Origin of the sequence: Streptomyces sp. NPDC008086, assembly GCF_042957325.1 — a bacterium.
GTDB lineage: Bacteria > Actinomycetota > Actinomycetes > Streptomycetales > Streptomycetaceae > Streptomyces.
In genome coordinates this window covers 26,234-52,907 of sequence record NZ_JBIBIA010000013.1, presented here as the reverse complement: position 1 = coordinate 52,907, position 26,674 = coordinate 26,234, and the positions used below count along the sequence as shown (strand labels likewise).

Sequence of the window (26,674 nt, the reverse complement as noted above, 5' to 3'; positions counted from 1 at the left end):
CGTGGACAGGCGAAAGGCGTCCGCCGCTCAGGAGGTGGTTCCTCAGGGCCGTTGTCGGTGACACGGCTTCGAGACGGTCGGCCTCCTCTGGGTGGTTCGGGCGGCCTCGCCGCATGCTGCTTCCTTCCTGGTTCGTTGGCCGCCCCCCGGCCGCTGCTCAGTAAGCGGGCAGCGGCTGGGAGGCATGCTGTAGATGAGATCACTGGGAAGCGCTGGAGGCAGCGGCGGCTTCCTTCGCTGCGGCCTTCTCCTCTTCCTTGAGGAGAGCGAGGACAACGCCCATGCGATCGTTGCCGAGTTCCGTGTGCGCTCGGATGTGGTCCTTCAAGGCGTCCCGGCTGATGCGTCCGGCCTGACTGGCGGCGGCGCGTGCGATCGGCATGATGTCGTCCAGCCAGCTGTCTTTGGCCTTCCGGTCCTGCGGGGACTCAACGCCGTCCGGGACGGGCGGCGTTTTCCCGTCCGTCGAGTCGCGGACCGGCGGCGGAGCCGGGTGGTGCGTCACCGTCGAGGACGGCGTCGCCGACTCCTGGTCCGCGACGTGACGAAGCTGTCCGTCCGGCTCGTCCGTTGCCTCGCCGGGGCCGTCCGCAGACACCGGGGACTGTGCAGGGCCCGGCATCTCATCGGGCGCGAGATGAGCTGTGTCCGCAGGCGGTAGACCGTGTTTGTGCAGGTCAACCAGGGTTCCGGTAGGTCCGTCCGGCGCGGACGGACCGCTGCCATCGCCTTGCGCCTCTGGTGCCTGGAGTTCGGGCACAGGGCGGACAGCTGTGGTCCAGGGGGCGTCATCGTGTTCGGGACGAACGTTGCCGCGGACCGGTCCCGGACCGTGGTTTGCTTCGTCCCGGACCGTGTGTTCGGCGGTCCGTGCCATCAGGATGTAGAGGTGGACAGACCCCGCCAGCGCCAACGGCGCGAGGGTCGAAAGGACCCCGACCACGCTGTTCGAGAGGTGCAGTGCGGACCGTCCGGCTTGCGGTCCGTGGTTCAGAGTGATGGCGTGAAGAGCATTGGCTCCGAGACTCGCTCCGGTGGCCGCCAGGAAGAGGACCCAGGCGTACAGGCGCGCACCGAAGTGGCGGTTGCGGAGGAGCACGATCGCGCGCACGCCGTACGCAATGAACCCGTCGACGAACACCGGGAAGAGATAGGAAAGGCTCTCTCGCGCGTGGATCGCGACGGCGATTTGCCGGAGCGCGTCGTAGGAGAAGGCGAAGCCGGCCGAGCCAAGGAGGACGATCGCCGTTCTGTCCCAGGCTGTCATCGGGCGCAAGCTGCCTGCGGTCTGCGACTCGGTGTCCGTCGGGAGTATGTGGGCGTGAGACATCAGAGCGTGCCTCCCTTGCGCGGGTCGATGGACTGCCAGGCCGGTGTCTGTGAGAGCAACTGCCCGAGCTGTTCCAGGGACGTCACGTCGTGCACGTGCTGACTGGGGCAGCTCGCACACGACACCCGCAACAGGAGGCGTTCCGTGCTGCCTTCATCGGTGTAGTACAGCTCCAGGTGCTGACCTGCGACGGTGTCGAGGGGCGCGAACGCTTGAAGGTGTTCCTCGAAGGAGAGGAGTCCCAGCACCTCCCAGTCGAGCGTCACCGCCTCGTCGCCCAGGAGGCGGCGTGCATACTTCGACGCTGCCGCGATCGAGCGGGGCCCCCAGGTCCGGAAGGCGTTCTCCCGCGCGGCCGTGCGACGTTCCTCGGCGTGCGTGAGGCGATTGGCCGCAGCGATCATGATCGGGTGACTCATCGGTTGCGGCCTTTCCGGTTGAACGCGCTGCAGGCTTCGTCAGCGAAGCCGGTGCCGTCGGCGATACGCAGCAGAACGTCCGCGTGACAGGGCATGTCGAGGGGGCAGGTGCACATCAGGTCGAAGCCGCGCAGCTCGCCCGCGAACCGCTCGGCGTACCGGCGGCCGACTGGGCCTTGGAGGGTGGCGGCGAAGAGATCCACGACTTCCGCTGCGTCCATCGGCTGGCCGAGTAGCGATGGGCCACGATCTCCTTTGCGGAAGGGATTGGCGTATTGGCTGCCATAGCCCACGAAGACGCACGGGGTAGAGGCGAGGGAAGCGGTCCAGTCGGCTCCGCAAAGACGGACGGGCATCAGGCCGCCCTCCCACCACGACGCCGGTCGTCCCCGATCATGGGTACGAGCGTCGTCACCATCTCGGCTAGGCGGCTCGCCACCCGAGCGCCGACGAAGTCGGTCAGGTCCGGGCCTGCGTCGTCGCGGGCAGGCAGGTTGGACGTGATGATCGTCGGCAGGCAGTGGTTGTACCGGTAGTTGATGAGCCGGTAGGTGATCTCCTCGGTCCATTCCGAGGTCTTCGCCGTACCGAGATCGTCAAGCAGCAGGTACTGCACTTCGCAGAGGCGCCGAAGCTCCCGTTCGGCAGCACCCAGGAACTGTGAGGGCCGCAGGCTTCCGTACATGTCCGCGCTGTTCACGGCGATCAGCTCGAACCTGTCCGGACCGCCGGCCGCGATCCTGCGCAAGGCGCCGTACGCCTGGTGCGTCTTGCCCGTCCCAGTGTGGCCGCTGAGGAGCAGGGCGCCCGCAGACGCGTTGTCCGACAGGGTGTGATCTGCCCAGGCCGCGACCTCCGGGACCGTTGTCTCGGCATTACGGAAGCGAGGCGGGGTAGCGGTGCGCCATCGGTTCAGTGCGTACTCGGCACGAGCGCGGCGGTGCCATGCCTGGTCGCCGGGATTTTCTTCCGGCGACTCGAAGCCCAGGCTCTCGGGCCCGACTTGGATTCCTCTCGCGGTAAGTATTCGCTCGATGGCGCGCATTGATCCGGCGCTGCTCACACGTTCTGGCTCCGCCATGATCAAAATCCGTTCTGGTAGGCGCTGGGGTTCGCTGTGTTCTGGAAAGGCGCCCATCTGCCGGGCGCGCGTCGAATGGGTACGACGTTGACGGGCTTCGCAGCAGTCAGGGCATCGGCCGGGAGATCTGCCCAAATACGGAGCAGATATCGGGCCGACTGCGGCGGGCGGTCGGGATTCCAACGCCGCGCGACCATCTCGACTAGCCGTTCGTGTCCCCACCTGCTCACGAGAGCTGTTACCCGATCCCATTCGGATTCCGTGAGGCGCCATCCAACGAGCATCCCGGCGCTCGTAATCGCAGCCACAAGGTCTTTGGCTGTTTCTGGAACTGTTACCGGCCCCTGCCTGGAAGCGGGGGTTTTCCTGTACTGAGCAGGCAAGCTAGCTTGCTTTTGAGGAGTGGTAATACTCCCAGAGGGAGTATTACCACCGCGCGTACGTGAGGAAGAAACTTCCGAATCACGTGGCAGAGACTTCCCAATTCCCGGACCGTCACTGGGGTTCTGGGAAGGGAATTCCTGGAACATCGTTCCAGCTATCCCTTCATCAGGGGCCGAAGTTGGAAGTTCCGTACCAGACTGCTGGGGAGCGTCGTGATACCGGTTGAAGAGGAGAATTGAGTAGCTGCTGGGATTGGACGCGCCGCCGCCGCGCTGATGGCTGAGCTCGCCAAGAGCAGTCAACTCGCCGAGGCATTTGGTGATAGAGCGGGTCGTAAGGCGGGTCAGGTGCGAAATCTCTTCCAGAGTGATGGTCGCTCTGCCCATATCGTCCGCCATGCGTGCCAGCGCGAGCATTACAAGACGTGAACCACGGCAGGACTTCGACTCTGACCAGACCAGTTCTGTGGCTATATCGCTCACTAGTTGTTCCCGTCGCATATTGCTATGAGTCGCGCGGGCGCAAGCCCAAAGCTGAGATCGTCCTCCGGTACGAATCCGATCCGATTCGGTTCAGGGGTGAGGTACAGCGTGCCCGTGGGCAGGTAGAAATCGTGTGCACGACGCCAGTCGGTGGTGTGACCGAACTTCTGCCTGATCATGTGCGTCACTTCCCTCTCGATTTCCCTAGAAGCGCACACGCGGTAGAAGTCATCTTCGAAGATGTGGGTAACAGCCCGGTACTCCGGAAAAATGCGGACCAAGGCTGCTGTTGGGGCGACCGCGTGAATAGCGTCACGGAGGTTCGCACACGGCAAAGAGGCAGAGTGGTTCTGAGGCATGGGAAATCTCCCGGAAGCGCAGGGGAATGCCCCCGCGTGAAGAATGGTTCCTCTAAATGAGGTGTGTGTCAGGCGGCGTTGGCTTCCTGATCGGCCGATAGAGAGGCCCTCTGCTTGGACCGCTGCCGTTCGCGCCAGGCGAGCTTGAGCAGATACTCGTGCGTGATTCCGAGCCCGCGGGCAACGGCGGCTGGATCCAGAGCCGGATCTGCCACGAAACGCTCGATTACCGCTTTGCGCTCATTCTTGGTAAGCGGCGCGGTTGCACCCCTCAGAGCTCCCTGCACTGCCTTTTCATCCACGCGGTCCTTCCAAGTGGCCCGAAGCGCTGACCTCTCTGAAGCGAGGAGCCCTGCGCGGATACCCCACTCATCGTCGTGCCTGATCGAATCGACCAGGCATCGGGCCGCGATAGGCAGCGGGCAGGAATTGCAGAGATTGAGAGGCCGAACCAGCTCGGATCCCAGCTGCTCCTTTACCTCCTCAGGATCTTCCCGAGGCCCGTCTCCGAAAGGGAGGAAAGTATCTGTGTCCTCGGCCGCGCAGTTGGCATCTTCTGCCCAATGCTTGCTCGGGACCTTTTCGGCTTCCCTGAGGAGAGGCGACCAGTTGCCCTGACGTGCAGCCTCAGAAAGCTCGTATATGTCTGTGCTCATTTGAACTCACGGTGATCGCGGCACTCGCTTCGAGAATAGAGCGAGTGTATGGAGAGGAGTCAGGAACGCTTTCGCGATCGCCTGGATGGCTGAAGCGGCATTTGTGCGACTTCGCTCATTTCTCGGTGACCGGCTTCACGAGATGCATTTCGGAGATTGCGCGGAGGTCTTCCTCGGCGAACTGGACGAACTTCCCGAACTTCCGGTGCGGAAGTGTGGAGATTCGTTCGCGCAGCCACTTCTCAGGGATGTTCAAACGCTCGGCAGCTTCCGTGTATCCGATGTGCAGGCGGTTGTCGCGAGGGCTGGTCGGGAGCTTGTCGATCAGAGCCTCGAAGTCGCTGACGCGTCCCAGGAGGCTCAGGACTGCTGCAAGTCCTTGCAGCTCACTGGGTCCGAAGGGTGTGGTACCAGCGTCCGGGTGGGCGACAGATGCCATCACGCGTCCAAGCCGTGGAGCTTCGCCGTTCGCAGGTTGAATGCGTGGCCTGCGGTCGTCCAGCCAGCGTGCGGGAACGAACGGATGATCCACCTTGCGATCGTGAGGGACTTGGCGCGAGGAACGCGAAGAGCCGTTCCGCAGTCGCTGATGGCCGTGAGCCCCAGATGAGGCCACAGGGTCCGAGGGCCCTGAAGGCGAACCTGGACAACGGCGGCCCCGGGCAGCATCGACGCGAGCTGGGCCGCCAGCCGCTCAGCGCGAGCCGGGGCGGTGTCCGGCTTGGGGTTGCAGTCCTGAGTAGGGGACATGCGACACTCCTCTGTGTTGGTAGGCCGCTCCGCTAGTGCCGTGCGAGGGACACGGAGGGGCCGTTTCCGCGTGACCAGCACCCCAGCAGGGGCGCACGTCACGAGCTGTCTGGCGTCCGAGAGGTGCGAACTCTCGGGCGCCGATGGCGTTTTGAGGGGGGCGCGGGCCATGCGCGAAGCGCGTACCGGGCTCCTTCTGCACCCGACCGCACGCCAGACGGCGAACGGTGGGTGAGCGAAGACAGAGGGGGTGCGAGACCCCTCTTTTTTCGCTAACCTGAAACTATCGCGGTTCCCCGAAAAAGTCAACGGATCGATGTTTCTTCGGTTTGCCGAAAAATGAGGTTCTGGTTCTGATGTCTGCTCGACGCTTCGACAGAGGTCGTGTGCGCTCCGTGCGGCGAGCCGCCGAGATCCCGCAGGCCGTCGTTGCCGAAGCCGTCGGCGTCGCAGACAACACGGTGGCTGGGTGGGAGCTCGGATCGTCCGAGCCGGATCAGGAGAAGCTTCCCGCCCTCGCGAAGGTCCTTAAGCATTCCCTGGACCACCTCTTCCCTCGTGATGGCCTGCCCGATCTCACGGACCTGCGCTGCGATGCCGGCCTCTACCAGTACGAGACGGCTCCTGTGATCCAAATGAAGAGCGCCGGCCCAGTAGCCGCAGCGGAGCGTGGTGAACGTCGGCTCAAGGACAGGTATGTCCCGCTCCTCGCGGAGAGGTATGGCGTGAGCACGGCAGAGCTGCTGCGGGCCCAGGAGCGATCCTTCGCCGCGGCGGAAGAGAAGAAGCGAGGGGGAGGGGAGCCCGGACTGGACCAAGGCTCTGCCGCTGCGGACTTGGACAGGCCGCCGGCCTCGCTGGCCGAGAAGATCACCTTCATCCTTCAGCGGTCGTACCCGGGTCCCGAGGGCCCTCCGTCGGATGCCGAGATGGCTGCCGACGTGAACGCCCAGCTCGGGGCGGAGGTCCTGACGGAAGAGGACTTCGAAGGTCTGCGCACCGGTGCCAAGGAGACGGCGCCTCCCGGCGTCCTAGACGCGCTGGCCACGGTTGTCGGTGTATCGGAGATGTACTTCAAATCCGACGAGGCCGTCGCCGCCCAGGTCTACGAGGGGCTCAAGCTAATCGCCGCCCATAGACAAGGGCTGGTCGGAAGGATCAAGGCCCGTGGTCTGGGATCGGCGGGTCTGCCGCCCAACGTGATGGCGCTGGTCACCGAACTCGCGCAGGAGATGGCGGAGAAGGAAGCCGAGACCGGGAAGTAACCCGGCCCAACTCTGAGTGCCGCGCGTCCGCCGCCGCAGCTACCGTTCTACTGTGCTGACGAGCCCGGCTCCTTTACACGTCCTGCCGTGATCACGGCACGGATCTCCCTGAGCGCCCCAAGGTCGGCCAGCGGATCACCGCCGACGACCAGCAGATCCGCACGGAGCCCGGACTTGATACGGCCTACTGACCCACCGAGCCCAAGAGCGTCGGCCGCTTGGGCGGTGGCCATGTCGAGAATCTTGTCGGTCGGCATACCCACGTGCGCGTAGAAGGGGAGCGCCCCGGCGAGCGATCCGTCGAAGCCGGTCCGCTGCACCCCGGCGTCGGTCCCCGCGATGAGCCTGACGCCGGCCTCGGCCATCTGCCGGACCTGCCCGAACAACACCTGCGTCCGCTCCTCGCCGAAATGGCGCGCCACCATCTGCCAGTGCGGACTGACGGCCGGGCAGACCGCGATGCCCCGCTCGATGATCTTCTTCAGGACGTCCTGACGCAGGCCGAAGCTGTCCTTGGTCATCCAAGTGCAGTGCTCAATGGTGTCCACGCCCGCATCCACGACCGCCTCGATGCCGTCCGCCCCGTGTGCGTGCGCGGCCACCGGCGCTCCGGCTCTATGCGCCTCGTCCACCAAGGCCCGCAGCTCGTCCGCGGAGAACTGGCTCTGCCAACTGGGCGGCCCGTCCTTCGTCAGGCCGCCCCCGCTCGCCATCACCTTGATCAATCCGGCACCCGCCGCCAGGTTGCGCCGTACCAGGTCACGAATCGCGGCCTCGCCGCTGACCTCACCGCCGAGGAAATGGCAGTGGCCACCGGGAGTTGTCGCCGGTGTGCCCGCGGACACGATCCGGGGACCGGTGGTCACGCCCCGGCTGATCTCCTCTTGAAGGCGGAGGGCCAGGCCGTTGCGGTCGCCCAGGTCACGGACCGTGGTCACACCGCTCGACAACAGCTGCTCCGCGCGTCGCCGCATGTCGCGCAGCAGCTGCTCGTCACTCGATGCGTTGAAGGCGGCCAGCGGCTCGGCGCCGCCGTCGAACACCAGATGCACATGGGCGTCGATGAGCCCGGGCACGACCGTGGCACCGGGAAACGAGAGCTGTGCCCCCGGTGCGTCGGAGTGGCCGGCGAACTGTGCGCGCGGCCCGACGGCGGCGATGCGGTCACCGTCGACGAGGACGGCACCGTCTTCCAGGTAGGCCCCGGAGCCGGTCAGGACCCGGTCGGCGGTGATCAGCATGTCGTCTCGCCTGCCCCGTCTCTTTCACGGTCACGCGGTCAATCGCAGCGCGTCCGACACCGCGATTAGCTGGGCGACGTCCGCGTCCCGGTTGACAGCCGAGTCCTGGTCGTTTCCCTGCTTCAACGCCCGGGGAGGCGTTGTCGGCGCGGGAGCGCCCTGCTTGATCGCGTCGTAGGCACGCCGGAGCCGTCTGGCCAGTTCAGCAGCCTCCAGGCGGCGCAGGTCGGCTCCCTCCCCCTCACGGAACAGGTAGGGGCTGATATCGACCAGTCCATCCCGGCATTCCACTATCCGCCGGGTGTAGCGGCGGTGCACGCCACGCGCCCGCCACCGATCCCACAGAGTGCGGGACGCGGGCTTCAGTTCGTTCTGCGGGTAGACCTCGATCAGCAGCTCCCACAGCGAAGTGAGCTGACGGTGATGCCGGCGCCGGCGCAGCCACAGCCGGGTGGCGGTGATCCTCGCGCGCAGGCCCGAATAGGTGACACCGACAACAAAGAGCAGGCTCGACACCGTCAACAAGGCTGCCGCCGAGGTCGTGAGCCCGTGCGGCACGGAGCCCCCGCTCCAGCGGACGGCAGTGAAGGCAGCGCGGACCCCACAGGCCACCGCCAGCGAGCACAGGCCGACCGCGGTGATCCACAGACCGGTGGCGTGAGGACGACTGGACATACGGGCATAGCGGGCGGACCACCATCCGGCCACCCCTATCGCGTACGTCATGTACAGGCCAGCACAGAGGTAGAAGACAGCGACCCCAGGGATCGTCATGTCCATCAAGCGGGACGGCCCGGCCAACGCCCCCCGCGGCACGGTCCAGGTGGCCACAGCGATCGCTACCCCGACCAAGGCCACGACGCAGCCTTCCACCCGGACTCGACGCCGGGCCGCCCGCCCGTCGGCCGAGTACAGGTAGAAGCACATCAGGAAGTAGCAGGCGAGGATGAGCAGCAGGTTCTGGACCAGCCGCGCGACGTCGTGCCCCGCCATGATGTCGAGGCCCGTGGCGCCCCCCGGCCTCGCCACCGCGTGCGACAGCCCCAGGCACAACAAGGTGAAAGCAACCGAACGGGTGGGAGCGTCACGTGGGGCACGCGACCACAGAAACAGCCTCCACGCGACGGCAGCGGCGATGATCAGCGGAAGGTACGTCGCCATGGCCTACAGCCACCCCCGCCGGTCGCCCAGGGCTGCCTGCACCCGGCGGAGCTCAGGGTCCTCCGCCAGCCGCGGCAGCGCGTCGACGACCGAGGACCACTCCAGGATGATCGTCGCCGCGAGCTCGACCGAGCACTCCGTCTTGTCCTCGTACGAGCAACGCAGGGCGACACGCCGGATCAGCTTCGGATCCACTACAGGAATGAGGCCCGCCAAGTTCTCCACGAAGCCCTCGATGAAGTCATCCGAGAGCGCCTCCGGGGTGTTCCCCTCCCACTCCGCGACGATGATGTGCAGCAGTTCGTGGAGGATGATCTGGATCTGGTGCCACCGGGCCGTTTGCTGCTGGTAGAGGATGAGATCCATCTGCTGCATTTCGAGCCACATCCCCGAAGGGCCTGGCACCGGCAGTGGGACGGGGTGAAGGACGATCGGGCGCCCGCGCCTCTCGCCGAGCGCCCTGGCCAACTCCTCCACATCCAACGGTGGGCGAATGCCCAGACTGCGCAACTCCTTCCGCAGTCGGTTGTGGAGCCTGCGCTCCACCGTCCGCCGTTCCGCCATACGCCACCGTCCCAAGCGGCGGCGGCTCGCTCTCCCAGGCGTAGGCGGCCCGGTTTCTTGAGCGCCCCGGAGGCTTTCTCCCAGAGACATGTGAGCAAAATCCCTTCGTACCGGCTGGTCGAGGCCCTTGCGCCTAGCCGGGCGACAGCCACCACGGGTCAACGATCTTCGGTTCCCGGACTGACTCCACGAAGGTGATCACGGACCTGGAGAGGGGTTGGCTAAATGGCCCAGGCCGTCCTCGGTGACGGAATCGCCAGGCCGCGCTTGCCCTTGCCGGCACGTGTCATCGCTAGCGCGAACGTGCAACTGGCTCGGGGAAGGTCCCTCGGTGGGGGTCGCGGGAACTGCCTCGGACCCTACGTGAGGCCACGCGAGATCAAGGCCGGAAAACGACATCTCTTGAATGGGGCGAAGGTGGCGAAAAAACCTGGCAAATCCACCATTCCCGGATTCGATCAAGGCTCTGAAGTGCGGATTCACTTGTGTTCATATTGGTCGGTGTGACGTAGCAAGAGCATGCTTCCGTTATAAATTTGAGATCTTTAGTGTCCAATAAGTGAGAACAAAGTTCTATAAATGGTGCATAGTGACGGCCCTGGGTGATGTGTGGAAGGGGTCACTTCTGTGTGAATCCGGGCACTCCCTCGCGGTACGCTCCCGACCATGCGGAGCAAGAAAATCAGCCAGATACTTGAGCACTCTGAGTTCTGGAGCGAATACCATCTGTGCACGCTGACCACTATGCGTCCGGACGGGAGTCCGCATGTGGTGCCTGTCGGAGTCACAGTCGACGCCGACGCGGGAGTGGCCCGAGTTATCACGCGCAAATCCAGCAAGAAGGTTGCCAACATCGCGGCGGGGGGCAGCGAAGCCCGTGTGGCTGTCTGCCAGGTCGACGGGGGCCGCTGGGCCACCCTGGAGGGCACGGCCGAGGTGCTCACCGATGCTGCCGCAGTCGCGCTCGCCGTGGCGCGCTATGCCGATCGGTATGGACGGACGCCGGCCCCGGACCCTGAACGTGTAGTCATCGAGATCACGATCGACCGGGCTATGGGGCTGACCGTGCTACCCCGTCCAACGGCGACTTCACCCGCCGCGCGAGCTTAAGATCGCGGCGGCTGTTCTTCGTGCCGTGGTGTACGACGCTGGTGATGGATCAGTGGTGCCTCTCCGATCGGCTCATCGATCACCCGCGCAGGGCAATGCCTCTCCTGGGTCCGTGACCGAGGCCGCGCTCGATGACATGGGCTGCGCCATCTGATCGAGTTAGTACGCGACTGATCCTGTGCTCGACGGGCCCACACTTCTGGCGATCTCCCGCATCGAGGGGGCCTTGCCGTGTTCGGCTACGATCGACAACGCTCGCGTACTCGCCCCGCGTCCCCAACTCGTCCTCGTAGACGAGTCATTCAGCGCTTGGACGCTGCGCACGGGAGTGCGGTCCGATGTGGGACGCGCTATGGATGGCCGGCGCCACGGCGATCCTCGTCGCCCACGACCAGCAGGACGCCCTGTCCACCGCCGACCTTGTCGCCGTCGTACGAGACGGCCGGGTCGCACAGTGAGACACCCCGCAGGTCCTCTATAGCCCCCCGCCGCTGGCCCGCTTCGGCCGTGCGCTCGCCGCCCCGATCCGCTGCCGCATCCTGCTCACCCTGCGCGAATCCCCGGCCCACCTGGCCGACAAGCTGGAGATCTCCCGTACCCGCCTTTCGAACCACCTCGCCTGCCTGCGCGACTGCGGCATCGTCGTCGCAGTCCCCGAAGGCCGCCGCGTGCGCTACGAGCTCGCCGCCGCCCGCTTCGGCCACGCCCTGGACGACCTGCGCGGTGCGGTCCTCGCTGTCGAGGCGGACCGCACCTGCGTCGACGCGGAGGAGAAGGGTTGCTGCTGATGGCCATGGAGATTTCCCTCGGCCCTACACCGGACCGCCGCGCCCAACTCGCCCGGCGCATACGGCTGCTGGTCGCCGCGACCATCACCTACAACGTCATCGAGGCGATCGTCGCGATCACCGCCGGCACGATCGCCTCCTCCACCGCGCTGATCGGCTTCGGCCTGGATTCCGTCATCGAGGTCTCCTCGGCCGCCGTGGCCTGGCAGTTCTCCGCAAGCGAGCACGCCATACGCGAGGCCCGCGAGAAGACCGCACTGCGGATCATCGCGATCTCCTTCTTTGCGCTGGCCGCCTATGCAGCCATCGACTCCGTCCGTGCCCTGACCGGCACCGGAGAGGCCGAGCACTCCACTCCCGGCATTGTGCTGGCCGCGCTCTCCCTGGCGGTCATGCCGTTCCTCTCGGCCGAACAGCGCCGCGCCGGACGCGAACTGGGCTCCGCCTCGGCCGCCGCGGACTCCAAGCAGACCCTGCTGTGCACCTACCTGTCGGCGGTGCTCCTCGTCGGGCTCCTCGCCAACTCCCTCTTCGGCTGGACGTGGGCGGACCCGATCGCGGCCCTGGTGATCGCCGCCGTCGCGGTTAAGGAGGGCCGGGAGGCGTGGCGCGGCGACAGCTGCTGCGCAGTGCCGGTCACGGCCATCTCCGGGGCGGAGTAGGACAGTTGCGGCTGCGCCCCCGGATGCGCATGCTGCGGGCCGCAGAAGGAGGAGGGCGCCTGCTGACCGGCTGGGCCTGGACCGCGCTCGCGCTCTACGCCGTGTGGCTCGTCACGGCCTTCGGCGAGCGCACCGTGATGCAGCTCCGCCGCGCCGGCGACACCGGCTTCCCCGGCCTGTCCAGCGCCCCCGGTTCGGCTTCCTGGTGGGCGAGCGTGCTGTTCGTCGTGGCGTTGCTCGGCGCGCCCGCCGCGGCTCTGGCCGGTCTGTTTGCCCTCGCCGAGGACGCCCCGGTCCTGTACGCCACCGGTACGACGGTCGCCGTCCTCAACATTCTCGGCACGCTGGGGGCGATGGGAGCGTCCTGGCGGGTTGGGCGGAAGCCCGCTGGAGCGTAGTCGACGGATCCTGTCTAGGGGTAAACCGACTCTGTAGACAAGGCGAGGAGGGGTCCGGGGTCGCGCCGCCGGTGGTGAAGGACCGGCTCATGACAGCGGCGAGAGTGGGTCCGGTACACGGCTTCAAGCTCAGGCGGAACGTGTCCAAGCACCGACCCGCCCGGCTCTGAAACCGGCGAACACTTGGCGGGTAGTACGGATGAGGGGGCTCTTATCGCAAATGAGTTCGCCGACTTGGCTACGGCGTCCGAAGGCCGATCATCCGGCGACAAGTGGCTTCTTGAGGACTTGGCGCTCAACTGGGGTGCCGCCTATTGGGCGCCCTCTGACTGTTGTCACTCTCCGCACGCGGGCCTCAAGTGCTCTTCCCAGTTCACCAGCCGACTTTGTTGCAACCGGTGAGGTCAGCGGGTTCGACTTGCAGAGTCGCGTGAGCGACGCCATGCCGTTCTCGGAGCACATCGCGGGCCTGATCCAAGACGCTGTGACCGTCTGTGAAGTTGTCGGTGACCAGGTGTGCGGTAGCCACGTTCATACCGGAGGTCAGTGTCCAGAGGTGCAAGTCATGCACCTCCTTGACGCCAGCGACGGCTGCCAGGTCGTCGGCCACAACACCGGGGTCCATCCCAGCGGGGGCGTGCTGTCCCAGGACCGCGAAGACCTCCCGTCCCAGTCCGACTGCACGAACTGCCACAAAGATGCCGATGGCAAGAGCTACCACGGTGTCCCAGACGGGTTGGCCGGTCGCCGCCACCAACCAGCCGGCCAAGATCACTCCGACAGAGCCCGCGGTGTCAGCCGCGACCTCCAGGTAGGCGCCCTTCACGTTCAGGCTCTCGGCTGCCCCGGACCGCAAAAGGAGCAGTGCCACCAGGTTGACGACCAGGCCGATCGCGCCGACCACAAGCATCGGACTGGAGGACACCTCGGCTGTGTTGCCGATCCGGCCGACTGCCTCGAACACCACGTACACGGCCACGCCGAACATCAGAAGCACCGACAGCAGTGAGGCGAACACCTCTGCGCGGTACGAGCCGTAAGTGCGGCGGCCCGTAGGGTCAGTGCGCGTGGCCACTCGGGTCGCTACGAGAGCGGCCCCTAGCGCCACCACATCCGCTGCCATGTGCCCGGCGTCCGACAGTAGCGCCAGTGAACCCGACAGTAGGCCGTAGATTAACTCGACTACGAAGTACGAGCCGACCAGCCCGAACGACACTGCGAGGCGCCATCGGTGCCGCCCTCCGGCGTGACTGCCAACTGCGTGGTTATGGCCATGGCTATGGGTGCCCATGACTGCGTTCCTTTCCCCTCGTTCTCCTGCTCGTCCCTGGAAGAGAAGCACGAACCGTTGTAATTGGGCAAAGGTTGCATCGGTGACCGTTGTCATCACCGTAAAGGGAAACCTCGCAAAGGAATTCACGGAGGAAGGTCCCTGGCCCGGCAGCCGAGCGGCCCTCGGGAGGGAGAGGGAAGGGGCGTGTCGTTCGGTGCGCTGGTGGCTGCGTGACCGTCAGATGCAGCTGGTGTTACGGGTTCCTGGTTAGCCGCGGCTTACTCAGTGCGCGACTGAGATGCCGTCATCCCCCGAAGCAGGACCTGTGTGGCCTCCCACAAGGCGCTCTCCAAGTCGAACGGAGACCTGGCCAGGGTCCAGCGCAGCACCATGCCGTCGATCACGGATGCGAAGGCCAGGGCGGCAGCGTGCGTGTCGGTATCGCAAGCGCCGGAATTGGTTGTTTGGGCCAGCAGAGTCGCGATGTGATCGACGAACTGTTCGTGATGGGAGTCGAAGCACGTCCGGATGTCGGGGATGGTGCGGGCCAGGGCCAGGAGTTCCAGGGCCAGGGGCCCCCGGTCGGGGTTCTTCGTCAAGTCGCCGGCGAATGCCCGCACGAGGTGCTGCAGGCGATCGGCAGCTGGTGTCTCGCTGTCCATGACGGCCTGGATGGCGTCGGCTTCGTGAGCGAGCATCTGGTGGACGAGGCCGGTCGCCAACTCCTCTTTGCTCTTGAAGTACCAGTACAGCCCTCCTTTGCTCAGCCCTGCGGCCTTCACGACATCGTCCATGCGGGCGTTGTGATAACCCTGCCGCGCAAAGACGGCGGCGGCGGCCTCGAAAATCTGAGCCTTCCGGGCTGCGACACGGTCCTCGTCGTCTGTCATGACCATCCGTCCTTTGCGACCTGCCGAGTCTCCTACGACAAGACATGGAAGCGGGGATCGTTTCCATTACCGTCAAAGGTATCACTAGACCGGCTGGTCGGTCTAGTGCCATACTCATCTCGACCGACCAGTCAGTCGAGTAGGGAGTGGTGTATGTCCGCCCAAACCGAGCACCCAGCGAATGGCGGTTACGGCCCGCCCCTTCTGCACCGGCTCGGAACCTGGTGTGCCACGCACGTCTGGAAGGTCCTGGCCGCCTGGCTGGTGGTGCTGGTGGCGGGCGGATTACTGGTTCCGAAGTTCACAGACAGCCTCACCGGCTCCTCGCTGAAGGTGACAGGCTCGGAGTCTGCCCGGGCCGAGAGTGTGATGAAGGAGGACTTCGACAGTGCCGTCACCGAAGACGTCGTCGTGGTCTTCGACTCGGCCACCCGCTCGGTGAAGGACGCCGCGTTCCGTGACGTCGTCGAGCGCGGCATTGCGGAACTGCGAAAGCAGCCCGGCGTGGCCGCCATCGAGGACCCGTACGCATCCGGCGGCGAGGCACAGATCGCCCCCGACGGCCGCACCGCCCTCGTCCTCGCGGGACTGACCGGGGACGAGCGTGACCGGCAGGGCGCCGCCCCGGACATCCAGAAGGCGTTGGACGGCATCGACGGCGACGGCGTCGACATCATGCTGACAGGGTCCAGTGCGCTCAACGCCGCCGTGGTCGAGCAGGAGGACAAGGACCTCGCTCGAGCCGAGTCCATCGGCGTGCCCATCGCGTTGCTCGTCCTGCTCGTCGCGTTCGGCACCCTGGTGGCGGCCGGCCTGCCGATCCTGCTGGGTGTGGCGGCGCTCATGACGTCGTTCGGCGTGCTGGGCGCACTCAGCTATCTGACCAGCTTCGACACCTTCGTCCAAGCCGTCGTCACCATGCTCGGTCTGGCGTTGGGTATCGACTATTGCCTGTTCATCGTCACCCGCCAGCGCGAGGAACTCCAGGCACAGCCCGACCGTCCGATCGCGCAGACGGTCGGTGCCACCATGGCCAGCGCCGGCAAGGCGGTGCTCTTCTCGGGGTTCACCGTGCTGATCTCGGTCGCGGGTCTGCTTCTCGTGCGCGCACCGGTGTTCCGGTCCATGGCCTTCGGCGTCATGGTGGCCGTCGCCGTCATGCTGACGGTGGCGATGACCCTGCTGCCGGCCGTGCTCGCCCTGTGCGGCAGGAAGATCAACCGGCTGGCTGTGCCCGGACTGCGACGCGCTGTGAGCCACCCCGACCCGGAGCACTCGGTCTGGGCCCGCTGGACCAAACTGGTGCTGCGGCGCCCGTTGCTGATCGGTGGTGCCGCCGTCCTGGCGCTGGCCGCGGCCGCCATCCCGGTCACCGGCCTGAAGCTGGGCTTCGACGTCGGCGCCAGTGCCGTCGCCGACGCGCCGGCCGGCGCGGGATACGACATCGTCTCCGAGAAGTTCGCCCCCGGCGCCGCCACACCCATCCAGGTGGTCGTCACCAGTGACAAGGGCTCCTTCGATGACGAAGACCTCACCGCCATGGACCGGCTGGCCACCCAGATCGAGGGTCATGAACAGGTCGACAGCGTCCTGTCCGTCACCGGACTCCTCAAGGAACAGACCGGACGCAGCGACAGTGAAAGCCTGAAGGCGGCCCTGGCCAAGGACAGTGCCTCGTTGGACCGGATCGTCAACACCAGCGCGGACGCTGCCATCCTCACCGTCTTCTCGAAGGCTGCACCGGACGCGGACGAGGCCATCGACCTGGTGCACTGGATCCGCGACACCGCCGCGCCACGCGCGGAGCGTTCCACCGACGGAGTGACCGTCACGACCGGCGGGCTGACCGCGCAGACCGTCGATGTCGCCAACGAGATCGACCGCTCGACCCCCTGGGTGTTGAGCGCCATCCTCGGTCTGTCCTTCGTGCTGCTCCTGCTCGCCTTCCGCAGTCTGCTGCTGGCGCTGAGCGCGATCGTGATGAACCTGCTGTCTGTCGGCGCCGCATTCGGTCTGCTCACCTGGGTCTTCCAGGAAGGTGCGGGGGAGTCACTGCTCGACTTCACCAGCCGCGGCTTCATCCAGGCCTATCTGCCGCTGCTGACCTTCGTGGTGCTCTTCGGGCTGTCCATGGACTACGAGGTGTTCATCATCTCCCGCATGAAGGAGGAGTGGGACCGCACCCGGGACAACACGCGCGCCGTCACCGTCGGCACGGTCCACACGGCCAAGGTCATCACCGCAGCCGCCGCCATCATGGTGGTCGTCTTCGCCGCGTTCATGATCACCAAGGTGGTCGAGGTGAAACAGATGGGCTTCGCCCTGGCCGTCGCGGTCCTGGTCGACGCCACACTGATCCGTGTGGTCGTCGTCCCCGCCGCCATGCGCCTGGCGGGCAACGCCAACTGGTGGCTGCCCGGCTGGCTGGACCGCGTCCTCCCGCGTGTCGACCTCACCGAGGGACCTAGCCCGGTCCCGGCCGGCAAAAGCACCGGTCCGGCAGTACCCGCTCCCGCGCAAGCAACGAGGACTTCGAGCACGTCTCGGACATCCTCCGACTGACCGTGTTGCTTGCGCACACCGGGAGTAGATATCACTGACTTACTGCCGACGCCGACGCGGCGGTGGCTGGGCCTGGTCTGCCTGACCACGGCACTGCTGATCATCGGACTGGATGTCACCGTTCTGACGATCGCGTTGCCGACCCTGGCCACCACCGTCGGCGCCTCCACCGCCGAATTGCAGTGGATCACCAACGCGTTCACCCTGCCGTTTGCCGCGCTGCTGCTGCCCTCAACAGCACTGGGCACTCGCGGCCGTAAGCAGCTCTTGATGGCTGGCGTGGCGCTCTTCGCGGCAGGTTCCGCCATCGCCCTGCAGGCGGACAGTTCGGCCGACCTCATAGCCTCCCGAGCCCTCATGGGGGTCGGCGCGGCGGCGACTGTACCGCACGCCCTGTCGCTCGCACCGAGCCTGGCGTCACCGGCGGACCGGGAGGGGGCGGCCACCCTGGCGTCGGCAGGCTTCGCCCTCGGCCTTCCGCTCGGTCCCGTGGTCGGTGGCTGTCTGCTGGCGGCCTTCGGATGGCACGCGATCTTCGTGGTCAACGTCGTGGTGATGCTCGCCGCGTTGGCCGGAATCGCCCTGGCCGTCCACGAGCCAGGCCAGGGGCGCGTCGAACCCGTCGACGCCGTTAGTACCGTACTCGTCCTGACCGGAACAGCGGCTCTCGCGTACGCGGTGACCGAGGCGACCACTCGGGGCTGGGCCCATCCGGTGACTCTGCCCGTGTTCCTCGCCGGTGCGGCGCTGCTGTCCGCGATGGTGATCCGGCTGATCCGCACACACTCCCCGCTGGCTGACGCCGCCTTATGGCGTGACCCGCGCTTCACCTGGGCGATCTGCACACTGTCGTTGATCACGCTGATCCTGCTCGCGCTGCTTTTCATGCTTCCCCAGTACCTGCAACAGGTGCAGGGATACGACGCTTGGGCCACCGGCCTCCGTCTGATGCCCATGATGGCCGGACTCGCGCTGGGAACAGTCGCCGGCAAACGTCTCGCGACCGTCGTCGACGTCAAATGGACGCTCGTCCTCGGCATGTTGCTGTGGTCCGTCGGCCTGTTGTGGATCGGGCAACTGAGCCACGGCAGTTCCTATCCGGTCGCCGCCGGCGCTCTGGTCACCACGGGCCTGGCGCTCGGTTTCACCCTGCCCACCGCTCTCCATGCGCTCACCGGCTCACTGCCGCCCGAGAAGGCCGTGACCGCGCACGCACTCGCCAACACATGCCGGCAAATCGCGGCAGCCCTCGGCTTCGCCGTGATGGGTGGCGTTCTCAACGCCACCTACCGAAGGGAGTTGCGCGAGGACGCGCCCGTCGGCCTGGCCGACGGGGTGGTGGATGAGGCCCGTCAGAGTATCGCTGTCGCCGCCGAGGCTGCCGCCGCACTGCCCGCGCGAGAGGGCGAGGCCCTCGTGACCCTTGCCCAGCACGCCTTCGTCACCGGCATGACGACCACGGCACGGATCGGCGCGTTCGTGACCGCCCTCCTGGCCGTGCTCCTGATGGTGTGCATGCCCACCATCCGGCGTGAGAAGCCCGGTGCCTCCTGAGGAGCAGACACACAACAAGGCGGCGGCCCCGTACTACCGCTCACGCGGTGGGGCCGCCGCCGACAATTCCGATGGGCTCACCTCGCGCTGACGCGCGCCCGCACCCCCGGACTGGGGCGAAGATTCACCAAGAGCTCCGGCGTCACCTCCGCGCCCTGAGGGAGCAGTTCGAACGCCAGCCGCTGATTGAGCACCACGGTGAGCAGATGTCCCTCCATCATGGCCAGATGACTGCCCGGGCAGACGTTCCCGCCGGTCCCGAAGGGGAGGTAGGCCCCCTTGGGCAGCGCCTTCTCCCGCTCCCGGGTGAAGCGATCGGGATCGAAGCGCTCCGGCTCGGTGAACACGTCGGGATTCCGGTGGAGGCTGAAGGCATTGAGGAAGATCATGGTCCCGGCCGGAACGGCGTACCCACCGACCACTGTGTCCCTGATCGCCTGCCGAGGGATCACCGCAGCTGGCGGGTACAGCCGCATCGCCTCCTTGAACACCTTCAGGCAGTAAGGCAGTTGAGGCAGGTCCCCGAAGCGCACCGACCTTTCGCCCAGGACCGTGTCGATCTCGTGGTGCACCCGTTTGAGGACGTCGGGATGCCGGGCCAGAAGGTACAGCGTCCACGCCTGCGCATCGGCCGACGTCTCCTGGGCCGCGCCCCATGCGGTGAGCACCTCGTCGAGCAGCAGCTCCTCGCTCATCGGAGTGCCGTCCTCGTAACGGGACGCCATCAGGTCGCCCAGGATGTCCTCGGAGAGTTCGGCGCCACCCTGCGCGGACTCCTGCCGTTCGCGAATGAACTGGGCGATCCACGCACGGATACCGGTCATGGCGCGCCGCGCCCGACGGTTGCGGGGCACGGGCACCCACAGGGGGAGCGCCGCCGGACTGGTGATGGCGTACATCTCCCACTCGAAGGCCTCGGTGATGGCGTCCGCCAGGGCCCGATTGTCGCGGCTGGAGGCAGTGAAGAGGAGTTGGCTGACGATGTCCATCGTCAACGTGTTCATCTCCGCCACCAGGTCGACGTCGACGCCCTCGCGCCAGCGCTCCGCCACACTCTCTGCCGTCGAGACGACGGCCTCCGCATGGCGGGGTATGCGGCGAGGTGAGAAGTGGGGCAGCACCAACCGCCGCTGCTTCTTGTGCAGTTCGCCCTCACTGGTGAGGAGCCCGTTGCCCATCAGCGGGGTGAGCGCGCGCGTCTGCCGCCTGCCGCGGCCGAAGTCCTCGGCGTTCTCGATCAGCACGTCCCGGGCTGCGGCCGGCGTCGAGACGGTGGCGGCCACGCTGCCCCCGATCCGGAAGCCCATCACGCCGTCCGAGGCCGAGGCGAGCCGGTGCAGGGTCGCGATGGTGTCGGCCTGGAGCGCCGTGGCGTGTCCGAGCAGCCCACCACCGGGCGCCATGGGCAGCCGACGAGGACGGGACGATTGCCGGTCCTGCGACGAGGCTACGGTGGTCATACCGAGGCCTCCTTCAACGGCGAGCGCTCCAGCAGAGTCCCCGCCCGCTTGTGGGCGCGGGCCACCCGCCACAGGCGGCGCAGGGAGTACGTCAGGCCCGGGCTCTCGGTCAGCCGGTAGGCGGAGTCCTCCGGCAGGCCGGCCACCAGCCGCGCGTGGGCCTGGGGGAAGCTGTGGTACGGCAGTCCCGGCATCAAGTGGTGCAGGGCGTGCAGCCTAAGCCCCACCGGCGCCCACAGCTCACCCAGCAGCCGGGCCCGCGGGTGGTTCACGGTGTCCATCATCTGCTCCACGATGCTCATCTCGTCCTCGTCACCGAGGTAGCGATGCGCGGCCAACAGACGCAGCGAGTTGATGAACGCGATGGTGACGAACAGCGCGTACCACTGAGCCAGTCGCTCCGGCGGCACCACACCCAGAGTCAGCAGGGTCACGGCCGCTGCGATCCATGCCAGGCAGAGCATTTCCTGGCCGCGCCACAGCCACTTCTCCTCGGCAGTGGGCTGCCGCCCCCGGTACTCGAAGTCGATCTTCAGGGCCGAGACATTGCTGTACAGGTACTCCCGGATCCTGGGCACGAACCACGACAGCGGCGTGAGCACAGCGAAGCGGTAGGGGCCGAAGAACGGCAGGAACAGCGGCGTGATCAGCAGCCCCACGATGTTCGACGGCGCCATCCGCGCCAGCGGCAGGTACTCGGCGTCCTGCGCGGTGCCGTACAGCTTGCGGTTGTGGTGCTCGCCGTGGCACTCGTACATGAAGACCGGCACCATCATGGGGATGCCGAACACGGCGTTCCACCAGATGCGGAACGGGCCGAAACTCTTCTTGGCCCGGAAGTGCGCGATCTCGTGGATGAAGGCGAAACAGCGGTACGTCGCCAGGACCGAGACCAGGAACGCCGCCACGCCCAGGACCGTGAAGCCGCCCAGCGGCTCCACCGCCCAGAACGCCACCCCCGCCAGCAGGACGCTGAGTGTGAAGTCGGTCCAGTAGAGCGCCATCCGCGGGCGGAACAGGCCGTGCAGCAGGTCGTGCGCCTCCTTCACGGAAAAGCGCTCCATCGCGGTGACCTGTTGAGGCTCCCAGGGGATCGCCGCCTTCTGCGTCTGTTCCCCGGTCGTCATCAGGCACCTCCCTCGCGGCGTCGCCGCAAGGCCCGACGGACCTTGCGCACCCTCGTGTCCGCGATGTCCAGCAGCGTTCCGAGCGACGTCATGGCGACGAGCATCGGGCCGGAACCCGCCGGGATGACCGGCCTGTACTCGGTGCCGGTCACCTGCATGAACTCGGGCTCCTTGATGGCCGGCAGGGTCAGGTCGGCCCGCTTCATCCGGTGTACGTAGGGAAGCCGCCAGATCCCGGGAAGGGCGGCGTGTGCCCGCATGCCCGCCTTGGTCGGAGGCAGCTTCTCGCCGTTCTCCAGCCGCCACAGCGCCCGGCGCTCCAGGCCCTCGTGCCACTTCTCCACCAGCCCGGCGACCCGGTGCGGGTCCAGCCGGTGCCAGGGAGCGGACTGGGACAGGAACAGCCGTCGCTCCAGTCCCGCCCGAAGGCGGGCGTGCTCTACGTTCTCCTCGTCGGTGCGGCCACCCGTCTCGGTCAGCCAGCGCGAGACGCGGTACCGGCCCAGCAGTGCCGCTCCGAAGACCATGTAGTCCAGGAGGTGGTCCAGGATGAAGAAGCGGCTGTCGGCGATGGCGGGCCCGTACTTCGAGCGGACCATCGACCGGATGATGCGCCAGTCCGCGGTGGCGGCGCGGTTGATGTGGTCGAGGTAGTCCATGTCGAGCCGGCCCTGCTGTACGTCGCGCTGGGCGATGTTGGCCAGATGCCAGGCGGTGACCATGGACAGGCTGATGCCCTGACTGTAGAAGGCGTCGATCATGCTGGAGGCGTCGCCGACCATGGCGTAACGCTTGGGGGAGATGAAGGTGTTGGTCATGCGCTGGACGTCGCGGTAGGCGCTGAACTCCAGAACGTTCTCCTCCCGGAGCCAGTCCAGCAGCGGATAGCGGCGCAGGACCTTCCAGAAGACCTCGCGGGCGTTGCCCTCCTCAGGCGGCCGCTGCTGGCTGTAGGTGATGCCGACGCTGATGCGGTCGTCCTTCAGCCGGATCAGCCAGATCCAGTACCCGTCGCCCCACAGGTGCACGGTGGTACGTTCCCGGTCGGTCACCTCGCCGTCGGGGAAAGCGAACTTCCAGCGCTCGTCGAACAGGTCTTGGGTGCAGTTGGAGAACTGAGCCCAGGCCGCCGTCGTGGAGAACCCGTCGTCGAGGGGGATGTCGTGGCCGAACTGACGGGACAGCAGACGGGTGCGGCCGGTGCAGTCGGCGATCCAGCGGGCGGAGATCTTCCCGCTGCGGTCTTTGTCGCGGGAACTCCAGTGCAGTGTGTGGTCGTTGCCGTCGTCGCCCAGGACGACGTCCCGGACCAGACCGCAGTCCAGGAAGGTCAGCCCCGGGGTGGCGCGGGCGCGGTCGCGCAGCACTGCCTCGACCTCGGGACGGACAATCTGGGCGTCATTGAACATGGTGCGGTGGAACAGGGGGTTCTCGATCTTCTCGATCCAGTGCGGCGGCAGCGTGCTCTGGAAGCCCCATTCCGAGACCGACTCGTCGAAGCTGGTGCGGCCCTCGAGCCCGTGCACCATCCAGAAGCCCTTCTTGCCGAAGGACTCCTCTAGCGTCTCGTCGATCTCGCCGAGGCCGCGCAGGAAGGCGTTGGAGAACACCAGGAGGGACTCACCGACCTTGTAGCTGGCCTGCTGCTTCTCCGTCGGCTGGTCGATGCAGACCACCGACATGCCACGCTTGGCCAGTGCGATGGCCGTGATCAGGCCGACGATTCCATGGCCGATCACACAGACATCTGCACGCACTTCGTCGTTCACGACTGCGTCGTCCTGCTCGTCGGCCGGCGCGACTGCGCGGACGCGGGACCGGGCGCCGGGGGTGGTCTTGGCGGTCGTCTTGTCAGAGTTGGGCACCGAATCTCCTCAGTCCGCGGTTCGGGGGGCCAGACGGGCGAACCGTCGCGCCACACGACGATGGCGATGGGCGAAGAGCTGCTGGACGGTCCGGCGGTAGACCGGGGTCAGGGGCCGAAGGTGTGGCTTGAGCACATAGGTCAGTCGGTCGCTGAGGACCGTCCCGCCGTGCTCGCCCTCGATGATCCGCTCATGGATCCAGGCCTGGGCGGACGACATCCGCGACACCTCCAGGAAGCGTCGTCCCTCCTCCCGCTCGGCGATGATGACGTCGTCGTAGTCGTACGGCAGCAGTCGGCCCAGCAGGATCCAGGAGCGGCCCAGAGGCTGCCCGAGCGGAACTCGTGCGAGTGACGGTGTGCCGATCCCCTGCATCTGCTTGGGCAGGGTCATGCGCATCACGGGGGCGAGCTCCGCGTTGATGCCCACGACCTCGGTGGCTCCGTGCCACACCTGGGCCGGATCGGCGCCGGGCAGGAACGTGGAGCGGTACACCTGCTGCCACCGGGAGTCGGGAACGTGCTCGAGGTCGGGGTAGTAGGCGAGCACCGACGGGTCGGGACGGTAGGACGATCGTGGCGCGGTCGTCGCGGGCGCCTGACCGGCGTCGTCGATCGTGTCATTCATGAGGACCTCCCTGCCGCTTCTGGTCGGTCTCCGCCGGCAGGTACAGCCGGTAGCCCAACTTCCGGGCCTCGTCGCGGAGCATGCGCACCAGATCGACGGAGAGCTTGTCGCCATGACTGACGACGGGATCGTGAAGGCGGTGGGCGAGGATCATCGTCTCGGCGGTGCAGGCGTAGGTCACTCCGCTGGGTACGCCGAAGTCGACCCCGAGATCCCGGCGGCCCGGCATTTCCACGAGACCGCCCGCGACCACCCGTAGATCGGGCCGGGCCGCCTTCAGCTGTGGGCCCACGTTCGGCGGCTGCGACACGTCACAGACCGCGGCACCCCGCCGCACCAGCTCCGGCTGGATCAGCTGGTCCGGCGTCGACGTGGCGGCCAGGACCAGGTCGCCCGCGGGCAGGACCGCCTCGGCCTCCACCGACGCGGTCAGCAGCCCCTGCGCGACGAGTTCGGCCGTGATGGCCTGGGCGCTCGCACCGGAGGAGGCCCGCGTCCGTACAGCCTGGGCCAGTGCACCGGCCTGCGGGACGTCGTCGGCCTGCATCAGATGCCCGACCACGGATTCCAGGGCGGCAGCCAGACGGCGCTCACTGCGTGCCCGGTTGGCGGGATTGCCCACCAGCACCAGCCGACCGACCTTCTCCGCCAGCAGCAGGCTGGACGCCAGGCCGATCGCGCCGGCACCGCCCAGCACGACGCAGCACGCCTCGCTCAGCTCGATGCCCTGCTGCCGTGCCGCCTGCTCCAGACCGTCCACCGCGGCTGCCACCGTGTAGGCGTTGCCCGTGGTCACCGGAACTGGCACGTCCCGCAGGGCCGTTGCGTTCGCGGTGATGACCGACGTGTAGGCACCGAGCCCCACCAGCTGCGCGCCCCGCGCCACGGCATCGTCGACGGCTTCCTGCACCAGCGCCGCGGACTTCGCGCTCGGCATGTCCAGCAGCCGCTGCGCCCCGTAGGGCAGCGCGAAGATCTCACCGTAGGAGCTCTCGCCGGTATCGGTCTCCACCCGGCACCGCCCGACCAGCATGGCGGCCGCGGTGTCGACGTTGCGGCACTGGTTCATCCGGTCGAACAGCACCCGCACCTGGTCGCCGGGCAGCCCGAGACGGCTGTCGTAACTCTCGTAGCTCGCCAGGTCCGTGGGGTGGGCGATGAACGCCCAGCGCGGCTCGCCGTCACGCGGCCGCAGCCGTTCGGCCCGCGTCACACCGGACACCTGCCTGTCCTCCTCGCGGGAGGCACCGGCGGGCCGCTCGGAGGCCGGCAGGAGATGGGCGAAGAAACGTGCGCTGTCGCCCCGCTCGATCACCTCCAGACCACGGTCCAGCGCGCCCAGCAGGGTGTCGCAGTCCGCCTCGGAGACGTTCAGCGGCGGCTCGACACGCAGCACGCTGTTCGCGAAGTACGCGGGCGCGAGACGGATGCCCTCGTTGCGCAGCAGATAGCCGCACAGGAACCCCGCCAGTCCCTCCTGGTCGGCCAGTGAGCGGAACAGACCTTGCTGCGCGTGGAGGTCCGGGTCGTCGGAGAGCTGCACGCCGAGCAGCAGCCCCTGGCCGCGTACGTCCGCGACCAGCTCCGGATGACGGGAGGCCACCTCGCGCAGCCCGGCCAGCAGATAGTCCCCGCGCTGGGCCACCTGCTGCACCAGGGCCTGGTTGTCGGCGGTGAGCAGATCGACCGCTCCCACGCCCACTCGGGAGCAGAAGGCGTTGCCACCGAAGGTCGAGGTGTGCCGCAGGCCGAAGTCCTCGGTGAGGCTGTCTTGTCCGAACAGCACGGCCCCGATCGGCACCATGCCTCCACCCAGCGCCTTCGCCAGCGGCATGATGTCGGGGACCACGCCGTGGTGCTCGCACGCGAACATGCGCCCGGTGCGCCCGAGTCCGGTCTGCACCTCGTCGACGATCAGCTTGGCGCCGTACCGGGTGCACAGCTCACGCGCGGTGGCGAGGTAGCCCGGCGGGGCCGGCACGATGCCGCCTTCGCCCTGGACGGGCTCGACGATGAACGCGGCGATGTCCTCGGGGTGTTCGTCGAAGATCTGCTCAAGGGCCTTCGGGTCCCCGAAAGGAATGTGGTGGAAGCCGGCCGAGGGCGCGCCGAAGGGGGTCTGATAGCGGGGCCGTCCCGTCGCGGACAGGGCGCCGAGAGTCTTGCCGTGGAAGGAATTGCGGGTCGAGACCACCAGTCGGCGGCCGGTGGCGGCCCGGGCCAGTTTGAGGGCGGCCTCGACCGCTTCGGCACCGCTGTTGCACTGCCCCACCTGGTCGAGGTGGCCCGGCGCGACGGTGGCCAGACGCTCCGCGAGAAGGGCGGACGCGCCGAGGACGGAGGGGAGGGTGATACTGGGTTCCCCCGAGTCCTGTACGGCGGATATCGCCTTCCATATCTCCGGCGGGTTGTGCCCGAAGGGCAGGGCTCCGTAGGCGCCGGCGAAGTCGAGGTACTCGTTGCCGGCAGGGTCGTAGAGCCTGGTTCCCTCACCCCGTACGTAGTGCACGTCGATGCCCAGGCCGTCGAGCATGCGGGCGATGTAGGGGTTGGCGTGACGGCGGTAGCGCTCGGCGGTCTCGTCCCGGGCGGCGACACTGCTCAGCCGGGCCCGCAGCGCGGCACGTTTTTCTTCGGCGGTGCTGGTCAGTGGGGTGGAAGCCACA

General features: G+C 67.1%; 23 protein-coding genes. 7 read left to right on the top strand and 16 right to left on the bottom strand.

What is annotated here, in order from left to right; translation table 11 throughout:
* Positions 1–199: 199 nt before the first annotated feature.
* The 6 genes from ACFZBP_RS36610 to ACFZBP_RS36585 form a co-directional block, all read right to left on the bottom strand.
* Positions 200–1,267 carry a DUF2637 domain-containing protein gene (locus ACFZBP_RS36610; protein WP_391419886.1) on the bottom strand — a complete coding sequence of 356 codons (1,068 nt, stop codon included), beginning with the start codon at positions 1,265–1,267 and terminating at the stop codon, positions 200–202.
* A 62-nt stretch (positions 1,268–1,329) separates the two neighbouring features.
* Positions 1,330–1,749, bottom strand: a complete 420-nt coding sequence (locus ACFZBP_RS36605; protein WP_391419884.1) for a DUF6195 family protein — start codon at positions 1,747–1,749, stop codon at positions 1,330–1,332.
* Positions 1,746–2,105, bottom strand: coding sequence for a DUF4326 domain-containing protein (locus tag ACFZBP_RS36600; protein ID WP_391419882.1), 360 nt, complete (start codon positions 2,103–2,105; stop codon positions 1,746–1,748). Before ACFZBP_RS36600 ends, ACFZBP_RS36605 begins: the two co-directional genes overlap by 4 nt.
* On the bottom strand, positions 2,105–2,794 hold the full coding sequence (locus tag ACFZBP_RS36595; protein ID WP_391419880.1) for an ATP-binding protein: 690 nt from the start codon (positions 2,792–2,794) through the stop codon (positions 2,105–2,107). Before ACFZBP_RS36595 ends, ACFZBP_RS36600 begins: the two co-directional genes overlap by 1 nt.
* Positions 2,795–4,123: 1,329 nt before the next feature.
* On the bottom strand, positions 4,124–4,711 hold the full coding sequence (locus ACFZBP_RS36590) for a WhiB family transcriptional regulator (RefSeq protein ID WP_391419877.1): 588 nt from the start codon (positions 4,709–4,711) through the stop codon (positions 4,124–4,126).
* 115 nt (positions 4,712–4,826) lie between these two features.
* The gene (locus tag ACFZBP_RS36585) at positions 4,827–5,243 is read right to left on the bottom strand and encodes a hypothetical protein (RefSeq protein ID WP_391419875.1); all 417 of its coding nucleotides are present in this window, start codon (positions 5,241–5,243) and stop codon (positions 4,827–4,829) included.
* A gap of 613 nt (positions 5,244–5,856) precedes the next feature.
* On the opposite strand from ACFZBP_RS36585, the gene ACFZBP_RS36580 reads away from it, so the two are divergent.
* On the top strand, positions 5,857–6,726 hold the full coding sequence (locus ACFZBP_RS36580) for a helix-turn-helix domain-containing protein (protein ID WP_391419873.1): 870 nt from the start codon (positions 5,857–5,859) through the stop codon (positions 6,724–6,726).
* A gap of 47 nt (positions 6,727–6,773) precedes the next feature.
* Here the strand turns inward: ACFZBP_RS36580 and ACFZBP_RS36575 are convergent, their stop codons facing one another.
* From ACFZBP_RS36575 to ACFZBP_RS36565, 3 genes are read right to left on the bottom strand one after another with little or no spacing between them, the layout of a single operon-like run.
* Positions 6,774–7,967 carry an amidohydrolase family protein gene (locus tag ACFZBP_RS36575; protein ID WP_391419871.1) on the bottom strand — a complete coding sequence of 398 codons (1,194 nt, stop codon included), beginning with the start codon at positions 7,965–7,967 and terminating at the stop codon, positions 6,774–6,776.
* Between the two features lie 30 nt (positions 7,968–7,997).
* The gene (locus ACFZBP_RS36570; protein WP_391419868.1) at positions 7,998–9,128 is read right to left on the bottom strand and encodes an MAB_1171c family putative transporter; all 1,131 of its coding nucleotides are present in this window, start codon (positions 9,126–9,128) and stop codon (positions 7,998–8,000) included.
* A 3-nt stretch (positions 9,129–9,131) separates the two neighbouring features.
* A complete protein-coding gene (locus ACFZBP_RS36565) occupies positions 9,132–9,503 on the bottom strand; it encodes a hypothetical protein (RefSeq protein WP_391419865.1) in 372 nt (123 codons plus the stop codon).
* Positions 9,504–10,358: 855 nt separating this feature from the next.
* On the opposite strand from ACFZBP_RS36565, the gene ACFZBP_RS36560 reads away from it, so the two are divergent.
* The 4 genes from ACFZBP_RS36560 (at position 10,359) to ACFZBP_RS36545 (ending at position 12,650) form a co-directional block, all read left to right on the top strand.
* The gene (locus ACFZBP_RS36560) at positions 10,359–10,802 is read left to right on the top strand and encodes a TIGR03618 family F420-dependent PPOX class oxidoreductase (RefSeq protein WP_391419863.1); all 444 of its coding nucleotides are present in this window, start codon (positions 10,359–10,361) and stop codon (positions 10,800–10,802) included.
* A 491-nt stretch (positions 10,803–11,293) separates the two neighbouring features.
* Positions 11,294–11,590 carry a metalloregulator ArsR/SmtB family transcription factor gene (locus tag ACFZBP_RS36555; RefSeq protein WP_391420105.1) on the top strand — a complete coding sequence of 99 codons (297 nt, stop codon included), beginning with the start codon at positions 11,294–11,296 and terminating at the stop codon, positions 11,588–11,590.
* A complete protein-coding gene (locus ACFZBP_RS36550) occupies positions 11,590–12,252 on the top strand; it encodes a cation transporter (RefSeq protein ID WP_391419861.1) in 663 nt (220 codons plus the stop codon). The genes ACFZBP_RS36555 and ACFZBP_RS36550 overlap by 1 nt, the downstream gene beginning before the upstream one ends.
* Positions 12,195–12,650, top strand: coding sequence for a hypothetical protein (locus tag ACFZBP_RS36545; RefSeq protein WP_391419858.1), 456 nt, complete (start codon positions 12,195–12,197; stop codon positions 12,648–12,650). Before ACFZBP_RS36550 ends, ACFZBP_RS36545 begins: the two co-directional genes overlap by 58 nt.
* A gap of 373 nt (positions 12,651–13,023) precedes the next feature.
* Here the strand turns inward: ACFZBP_RS36545 and ACFZBP_RS36540 are convergent, their stop codons facing one another.
* Both ACFZBP_RS36540 and ACFZBP_RS36535 read right to left on the bottom strand, forming a co-directional pair.
* Positions 13,024–13,941 carry a cation diffusion facilitator family transporter gene (locus ACFZBP_RS36540; protein WP_391419856.1) on the bottom strand — a complete coding sequence of 306 codons (918 nt, stop codon included), beginning with the start codon at positions 13,939–13,941 and terminating at the stop codon, positions 13,024–13,026.
* Positions 13,942–14,201: 260 nt separating this feature from the next.
* Positions 14,202–14,813: a TetR family transcriptional regulator gene (locus ACFZBP_RS36535; RefSeq protein WP_391419854.1), complete on the bottom strand. Its 612-nt coding sequence runs from the start codon at positions 14,811–14,813 to the stop codon at positions 14,202–14,204.
* Positions 14,814–14,966: 153 nt separating this feature from the next.
* On the opposite strand from ACFZBP_RS36535, the gene ACFZBP_RS36530 reads away from it, so the two are divergent.
* Positions 14,967–17,375, top strand: a complete 2,409-nt coding sequence (locus ACFZBP_RS36530; protein WP_391419851.1) for an MMPL family transporter — start codon at positions 14,967–14,969, stop codon at positions 17,373–17,375.
* A 9-nt stretch (positions 17,376–17,384) separates the two neighbouring features.
* Positions 17,385–18,929: an MFS transporter gene (locus tag ACFZBP_RS36525; protein ID WP_391419849.1), complete on the top strand. Its 1,545-nt coding sequence runs from the start codon at positions 17,385–17,387 to the stop codon at positions 18,927–18,929.
* Between the two features lie 77 nt (positions 18,930–19,006).
* Here the strand turns inward: ACFZBP_RS36525 and ACFZBP_RS36520 are convergent, their stop codons facing one another.
* The 5 genes from ACFZBP_RS36520 to ACFZBP_RS36500 are packed head-to-tail and all read right to left on the bottom strand — an operon-like array spanning position 19,007 to position 26,673.
* Positions 19,007–20,389 (bottom strand): cytochrome P450, encoded by a 1,383-nt coding sequence (locus tag ACFZBP_RS36520; protein ID WP_391419847.1) that lies wholly within the window; start codon positions 20,387–20,389, stop codon positions 19,007–19,009.
* The gene (locus tag ACFZBP_RS36515; protein WP_391419844.1) at positions 20,386–21,516 is read right to left on the bottom strand and encodes a fatty acid desaturase; all 1,131 of its coding nucleotides are present in this window, start codon (positions 21,514–21,516) and stop codon (positions 20,386–20,388) included. The genes ACFZBP_RS36520 and ACFZBP_RS36515 overlap by 4 nt, the downstream gene beginning before the upstream one ends.
* A complete protein-coding gene (locus tag ACFZBP_RS36510) occupies positions 21,516–23,381 on the bottom strand; it encodes an FAD-dependent oxidoreductase (RefSeq protein ID WP_391419842.1) in 1,866 nt (621 codons plus the stop codon). Before ACFZBP_RS36510 ends, ACFZBP_RS36515 begins: the two co-directional genes overlap by 1 nt.
* Positions 23,382–23,390: 9 nt before the next feature.
* Positions 23,391–24,008, bottom strand: a complete 618-nt coding sequence (locus ACFZBP_RS36505; protein ID WP_391419841.1) for a hypothetical protein — start codon at positions 24,006–24,008, stop codon at positions 23,391–23,393.
* The gene (locus ACFZBP_RS36500; RefSeq protein WP_391419838.1) at positions 24,001–26,673 is read right to left on the bottom strand and encodes an aminotransferase class III-fold pyridoxal phosphate-dependent enzyme; all 2,673 of its coding nucleotides are present in this window, start codon (positions 26,671–26,673) and stop codon (positions 24,001–24,003) included. The genes ACFZBP_RS36505 and ACFZBP_RS36500 overlap by 8 nt, the downstream gene beginning before the upstream one ends.
* Position 26,674: the final 1 nt, after the last annotated feature.

What these genes read in the sequence shown, in the direction of transcription:
- ACFZBP_RS36515 (WP_391419844.1), bottom strand. Translation starts at nt 21,516, where the DNA reads ATGACGACCGGGGAACAGACGCAGAAGGCGGCGATCCCCTGGGAGCCT.
- ACFZBP_RS36605 (WP_391419884.1), bottom strand. Translation starts at nt 1,749, where the DNA reads ATGAGTCACCCGATCATGATCGCTGCGGCCAATCGCCTCACGCACGCC.
- ACFZBP_RS36600 (WP_391419882.1), bottom strand. Translation starts at nt 2,105, where the DNA reads ATGCCCGTCCGTCTTTGCGGAGCCGACTGGACCGCTTCCCTCGCCTCT.
- ACFZBP_RS36570 (WP_391419868.1), bottom strand. Translation starts at nt 9,128, where the DNA reads ATGGCGACGTACCTTCCGCTGATCATCGCCGCTGCCGTCGCGTGGAGG.
- ACFZBP_RS36550 (WP_391419861.1), top strand. Translation starts at nt 11,590, where the DNA reads ATGGCCATGGAGATTTCCCTCGGCCCTACACCGGACCGCCGCGCCCAA.
- ACFZBP_RS36595 (WP_391419880.1), bottom strand. Translation starts at nt 2,794, where the DNA reads ATGCGCGCCATCGAGCGAATACTTACCGCGAGAGGAATCCAAGTCGGG.
- ACFZBP_RS36610 (WP_391419886.1), bottom strand. Translation starts at nt 1,267, where the DNA reads ATGACAGCCTGGGACAGAACGGCGATCGTCCTCCTTGGCTCGGCCGGC.
- ACFZBP_RS36590 (WP_391419877.1), bottom strand. Translation starts at nt 4,711, where the DNA reads ATGAGCACAGACATATACGAGCTTTCTGAGGCTGCACGTCAGGGCAAC.
- ACFZBP_RS36505 (WP_391419841.1), bottom strand. Translation starts at nt 24,008, where the DNA reads ATGAATGACACGATCGACGACGCCGGTCAGGCGCCCGCGACGACCGCG.
- ACFZBP_RS36540 (WP_391419856.1), bottom strand. Translation starts at nt 13,941, where the DNA reads ATGGGCACCCATAGCCATGGCCATAACCACGCAGTTGGCAGTCACGCC.
- ACFZBP_RS36530 (WP_391419851.1), top strand. Translation starts at nt 14,967, where the DNA reads ATGTCCGCCCAAACCGAGCACCCAGCGAATGGCGGTTACGGCCCGCCC.
- ACFZBP_RS36565 (WP_391419865.1), bottom strand. Translation starts at nt 9,503, where the DNA reads ATGCAGCAGATGGATCTCATCCTCTACCAGCAGCAAACGGCCCGGTGG.
- ACFZBP_RS36575 (WP_391419871.1), bottom strand. Translation starts at nt 7,967, where the DNA reads ATGCTGATCACCGCCGACCGGGTCCTGACCGGCTCCGGGGCCTACCTG.
- ACFZBP_RS36535 (WP_391419854.1), bottom strand. Translation starts at nt 14,813, where the DNA reads ATGACAGACGACGAGGACCGTGTCGCAGCCCGGAAGGCTCAGATTTTC.
- ACFZBP_RS36520 (WP_391419847.1), bottom strand. Translation starts at nt 20,389, where the DNA reads ATGACCACCGTAGCCTCGTCGCAGGACCGGCAATCGTCCCGTCCTCGT.
- ACFZBP_RS36560 (WP_391419863.1), top strand. Translation starts at nt 10,359, where the DNA reads ATGCGGAGCAAGAAAATCAGCCAGATACTTGAGCACTCTGAGTTCTGG.